The organism is Clostridium sp. D46t1_190503_E9, assembly GCF_015555225.1.
In the GTDB taxonomy this organism is placed as follows: domain Bacteria; phylum Bacillota; class Clostridia; order Clostridiales; family Clostridiaceae; genus Clostridium.
The window spans coordinates 191,702-208,733 of the sequence record NZ_JADNKB010000004.1; the positions used below are offsets into that span (position 1 = coordinate 191,702).

General features: G+C 26.0%; 13 protein-coding genes. 10 read left to right on the forward strand and 3 right to left on the reverse strand.

Features of this window, described 5'->3' with window-relative positions; all coding sequences use genetic code 11:
• Positions 1-206 precede the first annotated feature (206 nt).
• Together I2E83_RS06290 and I2E83_RS06295 are read left to right on the forward strand one after the other, a co-directional pair.
• The gene (locus I2E83_RS06290; RefSeq protein ID WP_195429072.1) at positions 207-1,499 is read left to right on the forward strand and encodes an amidase family protein; all 1,293 of its coding nucleotides are present in this window, start codon (positions 207-209) and stop codon (positions 1,497-1,499) included.
• Positions 1,500-1,664: 165 nt separating this feature from the next.
• Complete coding sequence (locus I2E83_RS06295; protein ID WP_195429074.1) at positions 1,665-3,209, forward strand: DUF6056 family protein; 1,545 nt, start codon at positions 1,665-1,667, stop codon at positions 3,207-3,209.
• A gap of 150 nt (positions 3,210-3,359) precedes the next feature.
• Here the strand turns inward: I2E83_RS06295 and I2E83_RS06300 are convergent, their stop codons facing one another.
• Positions 3,360-3,743 (reverse strand): GtrA family protein, encoded by a 384-nt coding sequence (locus tag I2E83_RS06300; RefSeq protein ID WP_195263750.1) that lies wholly within the window; start codon positions 3,741-3,743, stop codon positions 3,360-3,362.
• A gap of 15 nt (positions 3,744-3,758) precedes the next feature.
• On the reverse strand, positions 3,759-4,706 hold the full coding sequence (locus I2E83_RS06305; RefSeq protein WP_195429076.1) for a glycosyltransferase family 2 protein: 948 nt from the start codon (positions 4,704-4,706) through the stop codon (positions 3,759-3,761).
• A 426-nt stretch (positions 4,707-5,132) separates the two neighbouring features.
• Here I2E83_RS06305 and I2E83_RS06310 point away from each other — a divergent pair, with 426 nt between their 5' ends.
• Entirely contained in the window at positions 5,133-6,536 is a 1,404-nt protein-coding gene (locus I2E83_RS06310; RefSeq protein WP_195429078.1) for an MBOAT family protein, read from the forward strand.
• Between the two features lie 128 nt (positions 6,537-6,664).
• Entirely contained in the window at positions 6,665-8,368 is a 1,704-nt protein-coding gene (locus I2E83_RS06315; protein ID WP_243249577.1) for an alginate O-acetyltransferase, read from the forward strand.
• A gap of 135 nt (positions 8,369-8,503) precedes the next feature.
• Here the strand turns inward: I2E83_RS06315 and I2E83_RS06320 are convergent, their stop codons facing one another.
• Positions 8,504-9,460, reverse strand: a complete 957-nt coding sequence (locus tag I2E83_RS06320) for an LCP family protein (protein WP_195429082.1) — start codon at positions 9,458-9,460, stop codon at positions 8,504-8,506.
• A 164-nt stretch (positions 9,461-9,624) separates the two neighbouring features.
• Between I2E83_RS06320 and I2E83_RS06325 the strand changes: the two genes are divergently transcribed.
• The 6 genes from I2E83_RS06325 to I2E83_RS06350 all read left to right on the forward strand — a co-directional run bounded on the left by I2E83_RS06325 (position 9,625) and on the right by I2E83_RS06350 (position 17,023).
• Positions 9,625-11,949, forward strand: coding sequence for a cell wall-binding repeat-containing protein (locus tag I2E83_RS06325; protein WP_195429084.1), 2,325 nt, complete (start codon positions 9,625-9,627; stop codon positions 11,947-11,949).
• A 700-nt stretch (positions 11,950-12,649) separates the two neighbouring features.
• Positions 12,650-13,315 carry a sugar transferase gene (locus I2E83_RS06330; protein WP_195429086.1) on the forward strand — a complete coding sequence of 222 codons (666 nt, stop codon included), beginning with the start codon at positions 12,650-12,652 and terminating at the stop codon, positions 13,313-13,315.
• An 18-nt stretch (positions 13,316-13,333) separates the two neighbouring features.
• Entirely contained in the window at positions 13,334-14,260 is a 927-nt protein-coding gene (locus I2E83_RS06335; protein ID WP_195429089.1) for a glycosyltransferase, read from the forward strand.
• Between the two features lie 32 nt (positions 14,261-14,292).
• The gene (gene rfbA, locus I2E83_RS06340; RefSeq protein WP_195429092.1) at positions 14,293-15,177 is read left to right on the forward strand and encodes a glucose-1-phosphate thymidylyltransferase RfbA; all 885 of its coding nucleotides are present in this window, start codon (positions 14,293-14,295) and stop codon (positions 15,175-15,177) included.
• Between the two features lie 16 nt (positions 15,178-15,193).
• The gene (gene rfbC / locus I2E83_RS06345) at positions 15,194-15,760 is read left to right on the forward strand and encodes a dTDP-4-dehydrorhamnose 3,5-epimerase (protein ID WP_195429094.1); all 567 of its coding nucleotides are present in this window, start codon (positions 15,194-15,196) and stop codon (positions 15,758-15,760) included.
• Between the two features lie 48 nt (positions 15,761-15,808).
• Positions 15,809-17,023, forward strand: a complete 1,215-nt coding sequence (locus tag I2E83_RS06350) for a polysaccharide pyruvyl transferase family protein (RefSeq protein ID WP_195429096.1) — start codon at positions 15,809-15,811, stop codon at positions 17,021-17,023.
• Positions 17,024-17,032 lie beyond the last annotated feature (9 nt).

Below are 17,032 nucleotides of genomic sequence, written 5' to 3' on the forward strand. Positions count from 1 at the left end.
AAGCTTAATATTTGTAACTCATTTTAATTTCTCTAATTTTATTTAATGCAAATTTAAGGTAGTTTATTTTAGTTTATCTATTTTTATTTAGTACAACTATAAAGTTATTATTAATAAGTATAAATTAACTGCTATCTAATATTTTTACTTTAATCAAATTTTGATGATTAAAAATTTTCTAGTATATATAATAGGAGGTTAGTTCAATGGATGAGAAGAAAATAAAATTACATAAGACTAAAGTTTTAGCAAAGCAAAATTTATGTAGGTCTGTTATTTCTATAAATAATTCTTTAGGAGAAGAAGTAAATGATAAAGATAATGATTATTTAACTTTTGGAGTTAAAAATACTGTGGATATTCCTATAAGTTTGGTGGACAAATTAAGGAAAAATTCTAAATATTTATTTGCAACTATAGATAAAATGTCTCATCTTGGTAGAAGTATAGATACAGATTTAATTAATCCATTAACATATAGATGCATGACAGGATCAAGTAGTGGAACAGCTATTAATATCCTTAAAGGGATTAATGACTTTGGAATAGGAACAGATGGTGGAGGATCAGTACTAGCACCAGCACTTAGTACTAATTTATATTCATTTATAGGATCAGGAGTTGGATTAGTCACAGGAAAGGAAAGTTTATCCACAGATAGTATATCTTTTACAGGAGGAATTGGAGTAATATCGAAAAGCTTCCATATATTAAAAGATGTAGTTGAAGAAATATTAGAAAAGAAAATAAAATATAGTGAAGATAAAATAAGAGTATTGATACCTAAGAATAATTCAATAGTTTTACCTGATGGAATGGACATGAGATTAGAAATAGACAAAGCAATTAATTATATAAATGAAAATAGTAATATGATGGACAAATTAAGAGATAATCAATGGGATAGTTTAGTGGACGAAGATAGGGAAAATTTGGTGGACAAGGCAGTAGAGAAGCTAGAAGAAAATCTGGAGGACAAGTTTAAGAATGATCCAGAGCAAAAATTGATGACTAAATTAGAAGATAGTTTAGTAGATAAGTCTGCTAAGGATAAAGCAAGTAGTGAAAATATTAAGGCAAAATTTGAATTCATAGAATACTCTTTTGATAATATATATGAAAGAAATATTGCTATAAAAGAAATAAAGAATATATTTAATAATGATATTGCAGATATTATTTTAACTTATGAAGGGCCAATAGATGTATATGGTTATGATGAAACTATCCAAAGAAGTTTTAAAGGTAAGGCTGAAAAAGAAATCACATCAAATGGGGGAAAAGGAATAGTTAAAGCAATAAATATGTGTAAATGTACAGGTATTACAATTCCAGGAGAAAAGCTTGCAAGTGGATTTGTGATTTGTGCAAATGAGGGGATGGAAGGATTAATTAATGCTTTTACACTTGGGAAAATTATTGAAGAAAGTATAGAAAAAAATGAAATATTTAATAGATATTTTATTGATAGAGAGAAGTTTGTGGAACCAATAGAATAATGAAAAGATAGGTCCTAGGGAAATTACCTCATTGGTCTAGAGAAATTCAACTGAAGGTCAGAAAATAGGGAAAAGAAAATTCAAATTAGTGATATTATGTTATAATAAAACTCCAAGCCGGTTTTAGTAAAATTTATTTTAAAGTCATTTTAGGAGAGAAGACATATGATAAGTGAAAATAAAAAACAACATGTATCAATAATTAAGAATTTTATTCCATTTATTTTACTAATGTTATCAATGTATATAATACATAGGTATGTATATATATATGCTGATGATTTGTATTATTCTAGGGATATTCAAAATGGAATTTCATATTTACCAAAGCTTATGTGGAAAGAGTTAAATGTAAATGGAAGAGTATGGGTTCATGTACTATTATCAATTTTAGTAAAATATGATGCAGTATTATATAGAATAATAAATCCAATAATTATAACATTAGGTGCGGTTTTAATTGCTAAGATTAGTAATAAAGATAGGGGGAGTAATAAAATTTTACCAGCAGCAGTTGTAAGTTCCCTTTTATTTTTAGCAATACCAACACAAATAGCTAATACAACTTTATATTATGCTGCATGTGCATTAAATTATTTATATCCTACACTAGTCTCTATATTATTTGGATATATATTTTTAATATATTATTCAAAAGAGAAAAATTTATCTAAAATTAATTTTGGGATTATTGTACTTGGATTTTTTGCAGCTTCATCAACTCAACAAGCAGGAGCAATTGGAATTGGATATATTGTTTTAATGAGTTTATACATAGCATTTATGAAGGGATATAAATTAAAGGCTAAATACTTTATTAACTTTATACCTTTAGTATTGGGATATGGATTAGTTACTTTTGGATCATTAAAAAGAATGTTACTTGAAAAAGATAGTGGAGTAGTAATTAAAATATCTGAAACTATAATGGAGATTTTAAAAACAAATATATTTTCAAAACCTGTAAGTATATTTACTATACTTATATTGATATGCTTAGTAATATGGATAATTAAGTTTTCTAGAGAGTATCAACATAATAAAACTTTAAGATATTTCAATATACTATTAGCAATAGCTTTATTAATATCAAGCTTATGCTATATATATGTTGTAATTATTAAGGGATATAAAGTTGAAGTTATCACTTTAGCAAATATAACAAGTGAAATTACTTTATTTTATTTAGGATTTACGGTAATTTATATTTTTTCTATGTTATATGTAGGGACTCTTATATTATTAAATAAAAAAAATCCATTTATTTTGGCGTCTATTATCAATGCAATAGGTGCACAGGTTATGCTTCTAGTTGCTGATTCTAGGTTTGCAAGCGCATATAAAATAATTTTTCCATCTCAATTATTAATGTTTATATTTATTTGCTATACATTTTCAGAATTATACTATGAGAAAAGTATAAATTTAAATAAGGTAATTTTTTATTCTTTAATAATTCCATTTACAGTAATAGCATTTAGATATTATTTTGTTAATTATAATGGATATAAGAGTACATCTTCAGAGATAGAGTATAACTTAAATATGATAGAAGAATATCAAAAATCTTCAGACAAGAGTAGTATAACTTTAAAAAAGGTACCACCTAGTATATATGGATATAATCTAGGAAATTGGAATAAGATGCCTTACTTTATGAAACAATGTTATAAAATAAATGAAGATACTATAATAAATTATATTGAATAAGTTTTATATAAAAGTATATTTAATAAAAAATAGACATCTGTGCAAGGCATATTTAACAAGATGTCTATTTTTATTTTATTAAAATATATATTATTCTAATAGTTTTTAATTTAATAGTGCATTAAAAATTATAATTAATTATTATTAAATTTATTTATCTTTAAGTGCTAGTCTCACAACTAAAAAGTTTACAGGTATTGAAATACAGTAAACAAAGAGTGGTGCAAGTGCTTTACTGATTCCTAGGTAGATAAATATATTTAGTAAAAACATTTGTAATAAATAATTAAAAATATGGGCAAAGGTAAATTTAGCTCCCTTTTTAGCAGATACATTAGTCTTAAAAGTAAAATATGTTGAGGCTATATAATTAAAGCAAAAGCTTATTATATAGCCTAATGTATAAGAAATATTATACTGAACACCTAATTTTTCGAGAATTATGTAAATTGAATAACTAATAATAGTTGCTATTACGCCAACAATAGCAAATCGAAAAAATTGAAGAATAAAATCAATATTAATTTTTTTCATAATTAAAAATCTCCGTTATTTAATGTCTTTTATATTTGATTTATCAGTAATGTAGTTTGGTCTATTTTTAACTTCTAAGTATGTTCTAGAAAGATATTCGCCTATTATTCCAACGGAAATTAATTGAATTCCACCAATAAATAGTATTATACATAGTAAGGATGCATAGCCAGGAACATCTTTTCCGAAAGCTAAAGTTCTAATAAAAATATATATAGCGTAAAGGAAAGAACCAGCAGATATAGTAATTCCTAAAAAACTAGCTATTTTTAATGGTGCAACAGAAAATGATACTATTCCTTCTATGGCATATGTAAATAATCCCCAAAAAGACCATGTAGTTTGTCCAGCAACTCGTTCTACATTATCTATTTCTAACCATTTTGTTTTGAATCCAACCCATTCAAATATCCCTTTAGTAAATCTATGATACTCAGAAAGCTCTAAAACTGAATTAACCATTTTTCTGTTCATTAATCTATAATCAGTAGCAGCTTCAGTTATTGTAATTTTTGAAGTTTTATTAATAATTTTATAGAACAATTTTGCAAAATAACTTCTTATTAAAGGTTCTCCATTTCTATTTCTTCTTTTGGTTGCTACAGAATCATAACCATCTTCAATTGAAGAAATCATGTCTAATAATAATTCAGGTGGATGTTGTAAATCTGCATCCATTATTACCACTAAATCACCTGAAGCATTTTTCAAGCCAGATAGCATTGCTGCTTCTTTACCAAAATTTCTTGAAAATGTAATATACTTTACATTTGAATTTAAAGAAGCAAGTTTATATATAATATTTTTTGTTTTATCAATACTTCCATCATCAATAAATATAACTTCAGTATAATAATTATTTATTGAATCTGTAACTTTAGTAAGTTCTGAATAAAAAAGCTCCAAGCCCTCTTCTTCATTATAGCACGGAACAACAATACTAATTAATTTATTTGCTTTCATATTAACTCCTTTTAATCTTTGTTTTATTACTACGTTTCTAAATTTTAATTCTATCATAAAGAAATCATAATATTCAATAAGTTTAGTAGAAATTTGGATGTATAAAAAGATAAAATATGTAAAAATATAACAAACTTTAAGATGAAGTTTCAGCTTTTTATAAAATAAAAGTATATATAGTTAATATAAAATCAAGAAAAATATAAGGTAATTAATATAAACTTAAGGTTATCTTAAGAAAAAAAGAGAAAAAATATACTATAGGTTAGTTAAATAAGTCTAGTTAGATTGTAGAGTGTAATATATTAGTACAATATATTTAATTAATATAATATAATATAATACTAAAATGGCTATAGTACTATGTGCTATATGCTTTAAATCTGAAACAAAAGAAGAAAATATTAAATTAGAAAAGGAGAAAATATGGTATTTAGTTCATCAGTATTTATTTTTATGTTTTTACCATTAGTAGTTTTCTTATACTATATTTCTGGTAAAAAACTAAGAAATTACATTTTACTTCTTGCAAGTTTGTTATTTTATGCATGGGGGGGCATGAACTACTTAAAGATATTAATTGTATCTATATTAATCAATTATATTTTTGGATTATTAATAGATAAGACAGTTGATAAAAAAGGTTTAAGAAAGTTTTTCTTAATACTAGGGATAATTTTAAATCTAGCTTTGCTATTTTATTATAAATATTACGATTTCTTTATAGCAAATACTAATGCTCTTTTTAATATGAATTTAGAGTTCAAAAGAATAGTATTACCTATAGGGATATCATTTTTTACTTTCCAAGGAATGTCTTACATAATAGATATTTATAGAAATGATGGAAAAGTAAACAGAAATATTTTTTCAGTTGCTTTATACATATCACTTTTTCCTCAATTAGTTGCAGGACCAATAATAAAATATAAAACGATAGATGAGCAAATAAGGAACAGAAAAGAATCTATTGAGTATTTCAGCTATGGAATAAATAGGTTCGTAATAGGACTTGGAAAGAAGATTATAATTTCAGACATGCTTGGAGCTATATCTGATAATATTTTTCTTTTAGCTAGCTCATCAGGAATTGATATGATAACAGCTTGGATAGGAGCTATTTGTTATACTCTACAAATATACTTTGATTTTTCAGGATATTCAGATATGGCAATTGGTCTTGGATATTTCTTTGGATTTAAGTTTCCAGAAAACTTTAATTATCCATATATATCAAAGTCAATTACAGAATTTTGGAGAAGATGGCATATATCCTTATCAACTTGGTTTAAGGAATATCTGTACATACCACTAGGTGGAAATAGAAGAGGAAATGTATATTTCAATTTATTTGTTGTCTTTTTAGTAACTGGCTTATGGCATGGTGCTTCATGGAACTTTGTAATTTGGGGCTTATGGCATGGATTATTTATGATAATAGAAAGATTTTTAAGAGATAAAGAATGGTACAAAAAAATACCATCATATATAAAAGTACCAATTACTTTATTTATTGTAGTAATTGGTTGGGTTTTATTTAAGGCAACTACTTTAGAAGAAGGCTTAAAATATTTATCCATAATGTTTGGATTATCTACTTTTAGTAATATAACATTTGAATACACTTACTTTATAAGCAGAAAGCTTATAGTATTAATCATTATTGGCATAATAGCTTCAACACCAATATTAAAAGATATCTTCAACAGATACAGAGACGTAAAAGTGTTTGAATTAATCAAAACAATTTTGATAACTTTATTATTTATTATATCAATAATATTTATGGTCAATTCAACATATAGTCCGTTTATTTACTTTCAATTTTAAAGTGAATAGTTAGAAGTGAGGTGATGAATATGAATTTGTTCAATAAAAACATAAAATTAAAAAGCTCAAACAATAAAAATTCGAAGTTTATAAAAATAAATAATTTAATTAAAATAGGAGCTTTCTTTTTGGTAATTTTGATACCAGTAATGTTTATGAATTTAGAAAAAGATCAGATATCTAAAATAGATAATAGAATGCTTTTAAACTTTGAAGATATATTTTCAAATGAAGATGTATTTAATAATATAAAAAGCTATGTTGATGATAGAATTGGCTTTAGAACAGAAATGGTGGATATTTATGCTAAGGTTATGGACAAGTATTTCAATGAAATAACACATCCAAAATATGAGTATGGGAAAAATAGATTTATAATGTCTAAGGCAGAAGAAAATGAATTCAATCCAGAGTTTATGGAGATATATTCAGACTTCATAAAGGAATTTCAAAACTACTGCAATGATAGAGGTATAAAGTTTTTATATGCAGTAGAGCCAAGAAAAGAACTTATATACCCAGAGTATATAACAAAGGGATATAATTATGAAAATAAAGATATAGAATACTTTTTAGAGCTTTTAGAAGAAAAAGATATAAACTACTTGAACAATTTAGAAACCTTAAGAGAAGCAAAGGAAAAGAACTTAGCTGAAGATATATTAAAAAAAGGTTATGTTAATTATATATACATAGAAAAGATGGAAGCTCTTAAAGCAGAAGGACTTCTTGATAGAACAGATGAATTAATTAAAGTAGAAGAGTCAGATGGATTAGGGGAGCAAAGTAGGTTAAGTAAAGCAGAAGAATTATTTGAATCGGATGAACTTAATAGATATTTAGAGTATAAATTTGATAATAATTCAAAAGATGAAATTGTAGATAGCAGAGGATTGCTTTTTGATAAAGAATATGATGCAAGGCATTGGAATGAAACAGGAGCAATAATTGGTATATCAGCAATATTAGATAGGCTTAATTTATTAGATAATAGAGTTGGAGCTTTTAATATAGACAATTATAAAGCACAAAATTATATAAATGATACTCTTGTTGCATCAGATTTTGAACTAAACGAAATAACAACTCATTATAGTTTAATAAAAGATAATTCTATATACATAGAAGATTTAGAAGATGAAATAAAAAGGCATGAAAGCTTTAGAAACTTTACACATTATAAAAATGAAGCAAATCCAAATGCACCAAGAATACTAATATTTGCAGGTAGCTATTTTGATAATAAAGAAAAGTTTTTAACAGAAAGCTTTTCAGAGCTTATGAAAATTCATAACTACAGAAATGTTTTAGATTATGAATACTATATAAATATATTTAATCCAGATATAGTGTTATTTGAGTCTACAGAATATACTCATTTTGATTTTTACTTCCCAGATGATGAAATGGAAGATAAAGTTCATATAAAGAATTTAAAACAATATTTAAATGAAGGAAATTTAAAAGAAGATAATTTTGTAGTTACTAAGTCAAATAACTTAAGTAACTACAGTAATGATAAAAATTCGAGTGAAATAAATTTAGATGATAGTAATTTAATAAATAATAGTACATTATCTGATAGCATTTTTGAAAAGTCAGGAACGAACTTAACAAATTTTTCCATTCCAATAGATAGTGAAGATGTTTTATTTACTTATGCTTATATAAACAATAGAATACTAGATTGCAAAATAAATGAAATAGATAAGCAAAAATATGTTGAGTTTTCCATTATGACTTCAGAAATAAAAGACTTAAATGAATTTGATTTATACTTTATTTCGAAAGATGAAGAAAGATACCAGAAAGTAAACTTTAGAGTAGATTAGAGATTAACTTATTAGAATTAATTAGAAAAAAGATTGAGCCCCAGGGGAAATTCTCCTGAGGCTCAATCTTTTTGCATTTAATTTTTTATTTTATAATATTCAATTTCTAATTAAGGCTCTATATATTCTAATTAATTATTCTATTGAAAATATAAATTTATGAAGTTCTTTAGTTGTACCTTCAATATCTATATTAGTATGATACATATCAGTGAAACCTGCACTTATTATATTTTCATCTGAAGGAAATCTTCCTTGTTCTATATTATTTAAGCCCATACCCAAAGCTTTAGTTGAAATTGATATAATTTCAGAGTTTGAAAGGTTAGTTGTTACAAGAGGTAGTATATTATTTATAAGCCCAGGAACTTCCGTTAAGTTAATATCTTTGAACTTAACAAATAAAGCATTTAATACATCCCTTTGGCGTTCAGTTCTTTTAAAATCTCTTCCATCTGTATATCTGATTCTACAGTAAGCAGAAGCTTGTGTACCATTTAAAAGTTGTTTTCCAGAGCTATATATATGTTCTGTAGTTGTTTCGTTATTTTTATCTATATGGTCTATGTATCCATTAATATATTCAAGCTCATCGGGAGTTATTTCAATTTCTACTCCACCAAGTGCATCTATTATTTTAGGAAGTCTTTTTAAATCTACTTGAACAAACTTATCTATCTTCAAATTAAAGTTATAGTTTATGGCTTTCAATATAGAGCTTGGCCCGCCATCCAATATTGTATAGTTTAAATTCATTTTTCCACCCTGAGGTAAATCTAAATAGATATCGCGCATTAAAGAACAAAGTTTTATATTATTATTTTTAGTGTCAATAGATAAAATCATAGTTGCATCTGCGGAACTAACATCATAGTATTCGGAATAATCGCTACCAAACAATGCAATAGTTATGACATCATCAGCTTCTTTAGGGGCTTCCTTTCCAGTATTAGTTACATCATTTCTATCAACTTCAACTCTTTCAACTTTGCTTGAAAGAGAATAAGTAAAAGTTATTATTGAACCAATTATTAGTAGTATTATTATAAGTATAGATATGAGTCCAATTTTCTTTTTTGATAATCTTTTCATTAATAATCCTCCAAATTAAAAAAACATATGTATATTATATCAAAGTTAAGATTATATTGGAAATGTGCATTTTTAAGATTTATATAATATAGATATTTGATGTTAAATATAAAAAGTGTTAAAATTACCATTAGTTATAAACAATTTTGTTTAGGGGGAGAAGTATGAAAAAAATAATATCTACAATAATAGCTTTATTACTTTTTGCACCATCAATTAAGCCTCTAGCAGATAGTAGAGCTGAAACTGAAAATATATATAATTACATGATAGAAAATGGTACAAGCCTTGGAGTGGATAATCTTAGTAAGGATTTAAATAATATTAGTGATAGCTTAGATGATGCTAATGGTCCTTTAATGTCTAATGGATCAGTGAAGAGCATTAATAATATAGTTGTACTTATAAGATTCAAAGGTGAAAATGAATTTATGAATATAGATAAATCAAAGCAATTATATGATTCATATAATATGTTTACTGATTTAAATGGCGATAAGATAGCCGATAAAGGATCTATTTCATTAAGTTCATATATAAATGATTTAACTTATGGAGAAATAAAGGTAAATAGTGATTTTTACCCTAAAGGAAATAATACATATTTATCAATTGAAGCACCTCAAACAAGAGAGTATTATGAAGATTATATTGCAGGAAGTAAGGAGGAAGAAGCCTTTATAAAGTGGGCTTTTGATTCGGTTAAAAATAATATAAATATATCAGCAAATGAATTGGATAAAAATGGTGATGGGGAAATTGATGTAGTAACTTTTTTATGTACAGGAGCTACAGTTACTAATAATATGTTGTGGCCACATGAAACTAGATTCATAGGAGATTCATCATTAAATGGAAAGAAACTGGGAAACTATAACTTGATAAATATAGGTACAGATGAGAATAGTATATTTAATAAAAATTTGCTTAAAGTAGCAATACATGAATTCTTACATGTATTTAACTATCCAGATTTATACAGATATTATTATAGAGGAAATCCTGTTGGAGAATGGGATGTTATGGCCAATACAGATGGATATGGGCAATTACCTTTGGTATATACTAGAAACTTATACAGTAACTTAAACATGAATATTGGAGAAATTAAGAGTGATGGTAAATACACTATTAAATCTTCACAAAGCTCTAATAAAAATGATATCGTTGCATTTAAAATTAAATCTCCTTTATCAGAAAAAGAGTATTTTATGGTAGAGTTTAGAAAGCAATCAGGGAATTGGGATAGCACATTACCAGGATCAGGGCTTATAGTTTACAGAATAAACGAAAATGTCAATCCGTATTTAGGAAATAGAAATGGATATCCAGATCACATATATGTATTTAGAAATGATGATGTTAATAGTACATATGCTTCAGGAAATACTAGAACTGGATTTTTATCACAAGAATCTGGAAGGACAAGCATTGGAAATAATGATTTAAAAAGTGGATTTATTTCAAATAGTTTATTTTTTGATAATGGACAAAATAGTGGAATTGTAATTTCAGAGGTAGGGAGTGCTAATAGTGATGAAATAAGCTTTAAAGTTACTTTTCCTAAGGAAAATAATATAAAGTTTACAAGCATTATAGGAAATGATAGGTATGATACAGCAGCAAAGCTTAGTAGTTCAACCCTTAACTCATCTGATACAGTAGTAATAGTTAATGGATTAGAAATGGCTGATGGGTTAGCGGTAACTCCTTTAGCTACTTACTTAAAGGCACCAATATTACTGGTAGAAAATAATAATATTCCAAGTCAGACAATAAATGAAATAAAAAGACTTAGGGCAAAAAAAATAATAATTGCTGGTGGTGAAGGCGCTGTTTCAAAAAATATACAAGTACAGTTAAATAAAATAGGCATAAATAATGTAACTAGATTAGGTGGAAAAAATAGATATGAAACATCTTTAGAAATTGCAAAATATATAGATTCAAATTGTTATGATGTTGAAAATATAGTATTAGCAAATGGATATGCAGAAGCAGATGCAATGTCAATAGCAGCTATATCAGGCAGAGATAGTATGCCAATAATATTAACAGAATCTCAAAATTTAACTTCACAAGCATACAATTGGTTAAAAAATGAAAATTTAAATAATGCATATATAGTAGGAGGTTCTGGAGTTATATCAGATCAACTATTAAATAATCTTAATTCTATTACTTCATCAGATATTAGAAATAATAGACTAGGGGGGAGTGATAGGTATGAGACTAATGCATTAGTGATAGAAAGATTTTATGGAAATGAAATCGACAAGGTGTATGCTTCTAAAGGTTTAGAACTTGTAGATGCTTTATCTGCTGGACCAATAGTAGCAATAAATAATGGTACTATAGTGTTATGTGACAAAAATTTAGATGTAAATCAGAAAAATGTATTAGGTAAAAAGAAATCTAAGGAAATCATACAAGTTGGAGGCGGAGTTTCTATTAACTCGATAAACTCACTAATAAGTATATTGAAATAGAACATAATAGAAATGCTTATAGTAATATGTATTATAAGCATTTTTGTATTTATGGAAATATAAAGGTTTCTAAGTTGAACAGCTTTATTGAATTATATATTATATAATATTAAATTCAAAACAAATTTGAACTGAATTAATGTAATAAATATAGTGTAAATATTAAATTATTATTAAATTATTACTTTAATATATATATTTTACGTAGTTCAATATTACAATTTATATATGGATGAATACCGATGAATTTAAAATACAAGGTAAGATTATTAGCAAATATAAATACCTTATATATTGATAAGAATACTCTTAATAGTATATATGAAACTATTGTTTTTTTATTAAAATAATATTGAATTATATAAAATAAAGAAATTATACAAAATTCGACAAAAAGATATATGCTTAATATATGATTATAAGATATTAGATAGAATAATTTATATGTACATTGAGTTGATTAAAATAAATTTGAATTTAAATTAAAAATAACAAAAATATAATGAAAATATATTAAATATAGGCAAAAATTACAATGGATTGTAGTTGTTTGTTTTAATAAGCATATATGTTATAATAATTTGGAGCTAAATAAGAAGAATTGTGTATAATTTTTTATTTTGTTAAGCAATTATGGAAAAAGTTAATAAGTATAATATAATGTAACTTAACAAAGTGTTTTTAGTTTAGGGGGAGAAGCATGAACGATATTAATACAAGTAAACAAACGGTTCAGGTTGTTTATAAAGAAAAAGAAAGAATAGTATATTCTTTAATTAAAAGATTAGCTGATATAGTTTTATCTTTATTAGGACTAGTTATATTGAGTCCAGTATTCTTAATTGTAGCGATTGTAATCAGAATTGACTCAAAAGGAAAGATTATATTTGGACATAAAAGAATAGGCAAAAATATGAAAGAAATAAATGTTTATAAATTTAGAACAATGTATGAAAATGCTAATGAGATCTTTAATAATTTTACTGAAGAACAAAAACAAGAATATTATATTAATTTTAAATTAGATAATGACCCAAGAATAACAAAAGTTGGAGACTTTCTAAGAAGGACAAGCTTAGATGAATTGCCACAACTAATTAATATAATTAAAGGTGATATGAGTATAGTTGGTCCAAGACCAATAGTTAAAAAAGAAATTCCTAAATATGGTGAATATGCAGAAACTGTATTTTCTGTGTTGCCAGGATTAACAGGTTATTGGCAAGCAAATGGAAGAAGCGATACTACATATGAAGAAAGAGTTCAAATGGATATGCATTATATTCAAAATAGATCTTTACTAATGGATATAAAAATCATATTTAAAACATTTGTATCCGTGATAAAAAAAGAAGGTGCAATATAGAATAATTTGGAGGATGAAATGGATATAACAGTAATTTGTCCACTTTATAAGGCAGAAAAATACATAGATAGTTTACATAGTTCATTATTGATGCAAAAATATGTGAACTTAAAAGAGATAAAATATATATTAACTAACACAAATGATGGGATGAACGAAAAAATATCAAAATTTGAAAAAGCAAATTTGAAAGTAATAACTGCAAAGGAATTTTCACATAGTTTAACTAGAGAAAGTTCAGCCTTGGAATGTGATACAGATGTAATAGTTTTTATTACACAAGATGTAAAAATAGTTGATGAAGATTGGTTATATAAATTTACTAAACCTATATTTGAAGGAAAGTGCGAAGCAGCATTTTCGAGACAAATATGTGATAATAATTCTATTGAAAGATATACAAGAATTAATAATTATCCAGAAAAATCTAGGGTTGTTTCTAAAAAAGATATAGATAAATTAGGAATAACAACATTTTTCTTTTCAGATGCAGCATCTGCAGTAAATACTAAAGTTTATAAGGAATTAAAAGGATACGATAACAAAGATCTTCTTACAAATGAAGATATGTATTTTGCTTATAAATTAATAAATAGTGGATATAGAATAATGTATAATGCAGAAGCGAAAGTTATTCATTCACATGATTATAAATTTAAAGAACTGTTTAAGAGATATTTTGATCAAGGAGTATTTCTAAAAGACAATGATTATTTATTAAAATACAATGCTAATGGAAGTGCAATTAAATTATTAATGACTGTAGTTAAAAAGTCTATTAAGGAAAGAAACTTTAAAGCTACTTTAAATGTAATTCCAAACTTTGCAGCAAGATTTTTAGGTAATAAAATGGGACAAAATTATAAAAAGCTTTCTATAGCAACTATTAAAAAATTATCAGCAGGAAGAGCTTATTGGGAAAGAAACTTTGAAAACAATATTTAGTTTGAAAAGATTATTTTGAAGGAGATATGAATATGAAGGGAATTATTCTAGCAGGTGGATCAGGTACTAGATTATATCCAGTTACAAAAGCAATGTCTAAGCAAATGGTGCCAGTTTATGATAAACCTATGATTTATTATCCGATGTCAGTACTTATGCTAGCAGGTATAAGAGAAATATTAATAATATCAACACCAAGAGATATAGTTAATTTTAAAGAACTATTTAATGATGGGTCAGAATTAGGATTAAAAGTTGAGTATGCAATTCAAGAACAACCAAATGGATTAGCAGAAGCTTTTATAATTGGTGAGGATTTTATAGGTGATGATTCAGTAGCTATGATTTTAGGAGATAATATTTTTTATGGTCAAAGCTTTTCAAATCATTTAAAAGAAGCCGCTAGTTTAGAAAAAGGTGCTATGGTATTTGGTTACTATGTACAAGATCCAAGATCATTTGGAGTTGTTGAGTTTGATGAAAGCAATAATGTAGTTTCACTAGAAGAAAAGCCAGAAAAGCCAAAATCAAAGTATGCAGTTCCAGGGCTTTATTTTTATGATAATTCAGTTGTAAAAAAGGCAAAGGAACTTACTCCATCAGAAAGAGGAGAACTTGAAATAACAGATTTAAATAGAGTATATATGGAAGAAGGAACATTAAAAGTAAATTTACTTGGTAGAGGGATGGCTTGGCTAGATACAGGAACTCATGCATCTATGTTACAAGCATCAAACTTTGTAGAAGCAATACAAAATACTCAAGGAACTTACATAGCATGTCTAGAGGAGATTTCATATAGAAAAGGATGGATAAGCGCAGAAGAAGTACTTGAACTTGCAAAATCTTTAATGAAGACTGGATATGGAAAATATTTAGTAGATATAGTTGAAGAGTTAGAAGCTAAAAAAAGATAGTTTAGGAGATGGATTTATGGGAAATTTTAATTTCATAGAAACTAAAATTAAGGATTTATATATAGTAGAACCTAAGGTTTTTGGAGATAACAGAGGTTATTTTATGGAAAGCTACAATAAAAAAGATTTTGAAGAAGCTGGTCTTACTATGGAATTTGTTCAAGATAATGAATCAAAGTCTAAAAAAGGAGTTCTTAGAGGAATGCATTTTCAAACAAAGCATACTCAAGGAAAGCTTGTAAGAGTAACAGAAGGCGAAGTTTATGATGTAGCTGTAGATTTAAGAAAAGGCTCACCAACTTTTGGAATGTGGGAAGGTGTCTTATTAACATCTGAAAATAAAAGACAATTCTATGTACCAGAAGGATTTGCTCATGGATTTTTAGTTTTATCAGATGTAGCTACATTTAACTATAAATGTACAGATTTTTATGCACCAGAATATGATAGTGGACTTCTTTGGAATGATCCAGAAGTAGGAATAGAATGGCCATTAGATGGAATTGATGAAATACTTTTATCTGAAAAAGATAAGAAGCAAAAGACTTTAAAAGAGTTAGATTTACCTTTTGAATATAAGTAAAAATCAAAACTAAAAATAAAAAGTTAACAATTACAAAAAGGAGATAAGATGAAAAAGATAATTTTAGCAGGAGCATCGTTAAATTCAGGAAACAAAGGAGTAAATGCTTTAACTAGAGGGCAAATAACACTTCTTCTTGATAAATATGGAACAGATATAGAAATAATTATTTTATCTTATACAGTAAAAGAAGAAACTAATAATTTAATTAAATACAATGATTTACAAATAAATATAAAGGAAATTCCTTGTGGCAAAAAGAAGCTAATAGAAGCTTATTTCAAGAGTAAGACTTTGGGAGATAACTATATAATAAAAGCATTAAAAGAAAGTGACATTATCCTTGATATTAGTGAAGGTGATAGCTTTAGTGATATATATGGAGCAAAAAGATTTATACAACATTCTTTAGTAAAGCTAACTGCAATTAATCTAAAGAAAAAATTAGTGATTATGCCACAAACTTTAGGGCCTTTTAAAAGTTTATGGGTTAAAAAGGTTGCTAGAAATATTTTAAACAAAGCAGATATAGTTTTTGTAAGAGATGAAATAAGTAAGAAAGTAGCTCTTGAAGAACTTAAAGTAAATAGAGAAATAAAATTTATTCCTGACATGGCATTTTATATGAAGCCAGATAAAAATACTAGCATAGATAAGTTTGTTGAAAGTAAAGAAAGTATAAAAATAGGCTTAAATGTTAGTGCATTACTTTACAATAGTGGATATAACGGAAATAATATGTTTAACTTAAAAGTGGATTACAAGCATTTGATAGATTCATTAATTGAAAAACTATCTAAGATACCTAATACAGAAATAATATTAATTCCACATGTAATGGTTAAAGATATTGAAGTAGAAGATGATTTTAGAGTATGCAAAAAAATGGCAGAAGAGTTAAACTCTAAATTAAAGATAAATATTAAAACAATAGATAAATATTATAGAGAAGATGAAATAAAAGCAATAATAAGTGGATGCGACTACTTTATAGGTAGTAGAATGCATGCTTGTATAGGTGCTATTTCAAGTTGCGTTCCAACAAGCCCAATTGCATATAGTAGAAAATTTATTGGGATATGGGATAATATTGAATTAGGATATTGCGTTACAGATCCAAGAAAAGAAGAAGAAAAAGAAATAATAGATTCTATAATAGACAATTTTAATAGTAGAGAAAAAATAAAAGAAAAGTTAAATAAGGAAATTCCATTACTAAAAGAAAAAATTGAAAGTATTATAGATATAATAAATAATAAATAGTCATGGGGG

Bases quoted from the DNA above. Each gene is read 5' to 3' on its own strand.
- I2E83_RS06335 (WP_195429089.1), top strand. From the start codon at position 13,334: ATGGATATAACAGTAATTTGTCCACTTTATAAGGCAGAAAAATACATA.
- I2E83_RS06290 (WP_195429072.1), top strand. From the start codon at position 207: ATGGATGAGAAGAAAATAAAATTACATAAGACTAAAGTTTTAGCAAAG.
- rfbC (WP_195429094.1), top strand. From the start codon at position 15,194: ATGGGAAATTTTAATTTCATAGAAACTAAAATTAAGGATTTATATATA.
- I2E83_RS06350 (WP_195429096.1), top strand. From the start codon at position 15,809: ATGAAAAAGATAATTTTAGCAGGAGCATCGTTAAATTCAGGAAACAAA.
- I2E83_RS06305 (WP_195429076.1), bottom strand. From the start codon at position 4,706: ATGAAAGCAAATAAATTAATTAGTATTGTTGTTCCGTGCTATAATGAA.
- I2E83_RS06320 (WP_195429082.1), bottom strand. From the start codon at position 9,460: ATGAAAAGATTATCAAAAAAGAAAATTGGACTCATATCTATACTTATA.
- I2E83_RS06325 (WP_195429084.1), top strand. From the start codon at position 9,625: ATGAAAAAAATAATATCTACAATAATAGCTTTATTACTTTTTGCACCA.
- I2E83_RS06330 (WP_195429086.1), top strand. From the start codon at position 12,650: ATGAACGATATTAATACAAGTAAACAAACGGTTCAGGTTGTTTATAAA.
- I2E83_RS06300 (WP_195263750.1), bottom strand. From the start codon at position 3,743: ATGAAAAAAATTAATATTGATTTTATTCTTCAATTTTTTCGATTTGCT.
- I2E83_RS06310 (WP_195429078.1), top strand. From the start codon at position 5,133: ATGGTATTTAGTTCATCAGTATTTATTTTTATGTTTTTACCATTAGTA.
- rfbA (WP_195429092.1), top strand. From the start codon at position 14,293: ATGAAGGGAATTATTCTAGCAGGTGGATCAGGTACTAGATTATATCCA.
- I2E83_RS06295 (WP_195429074.1), top strand. From the start codon at position 1,665: ATGATAAGTGAAAATAAAAAACAACATGTATCAATAATTAAGAATTTT.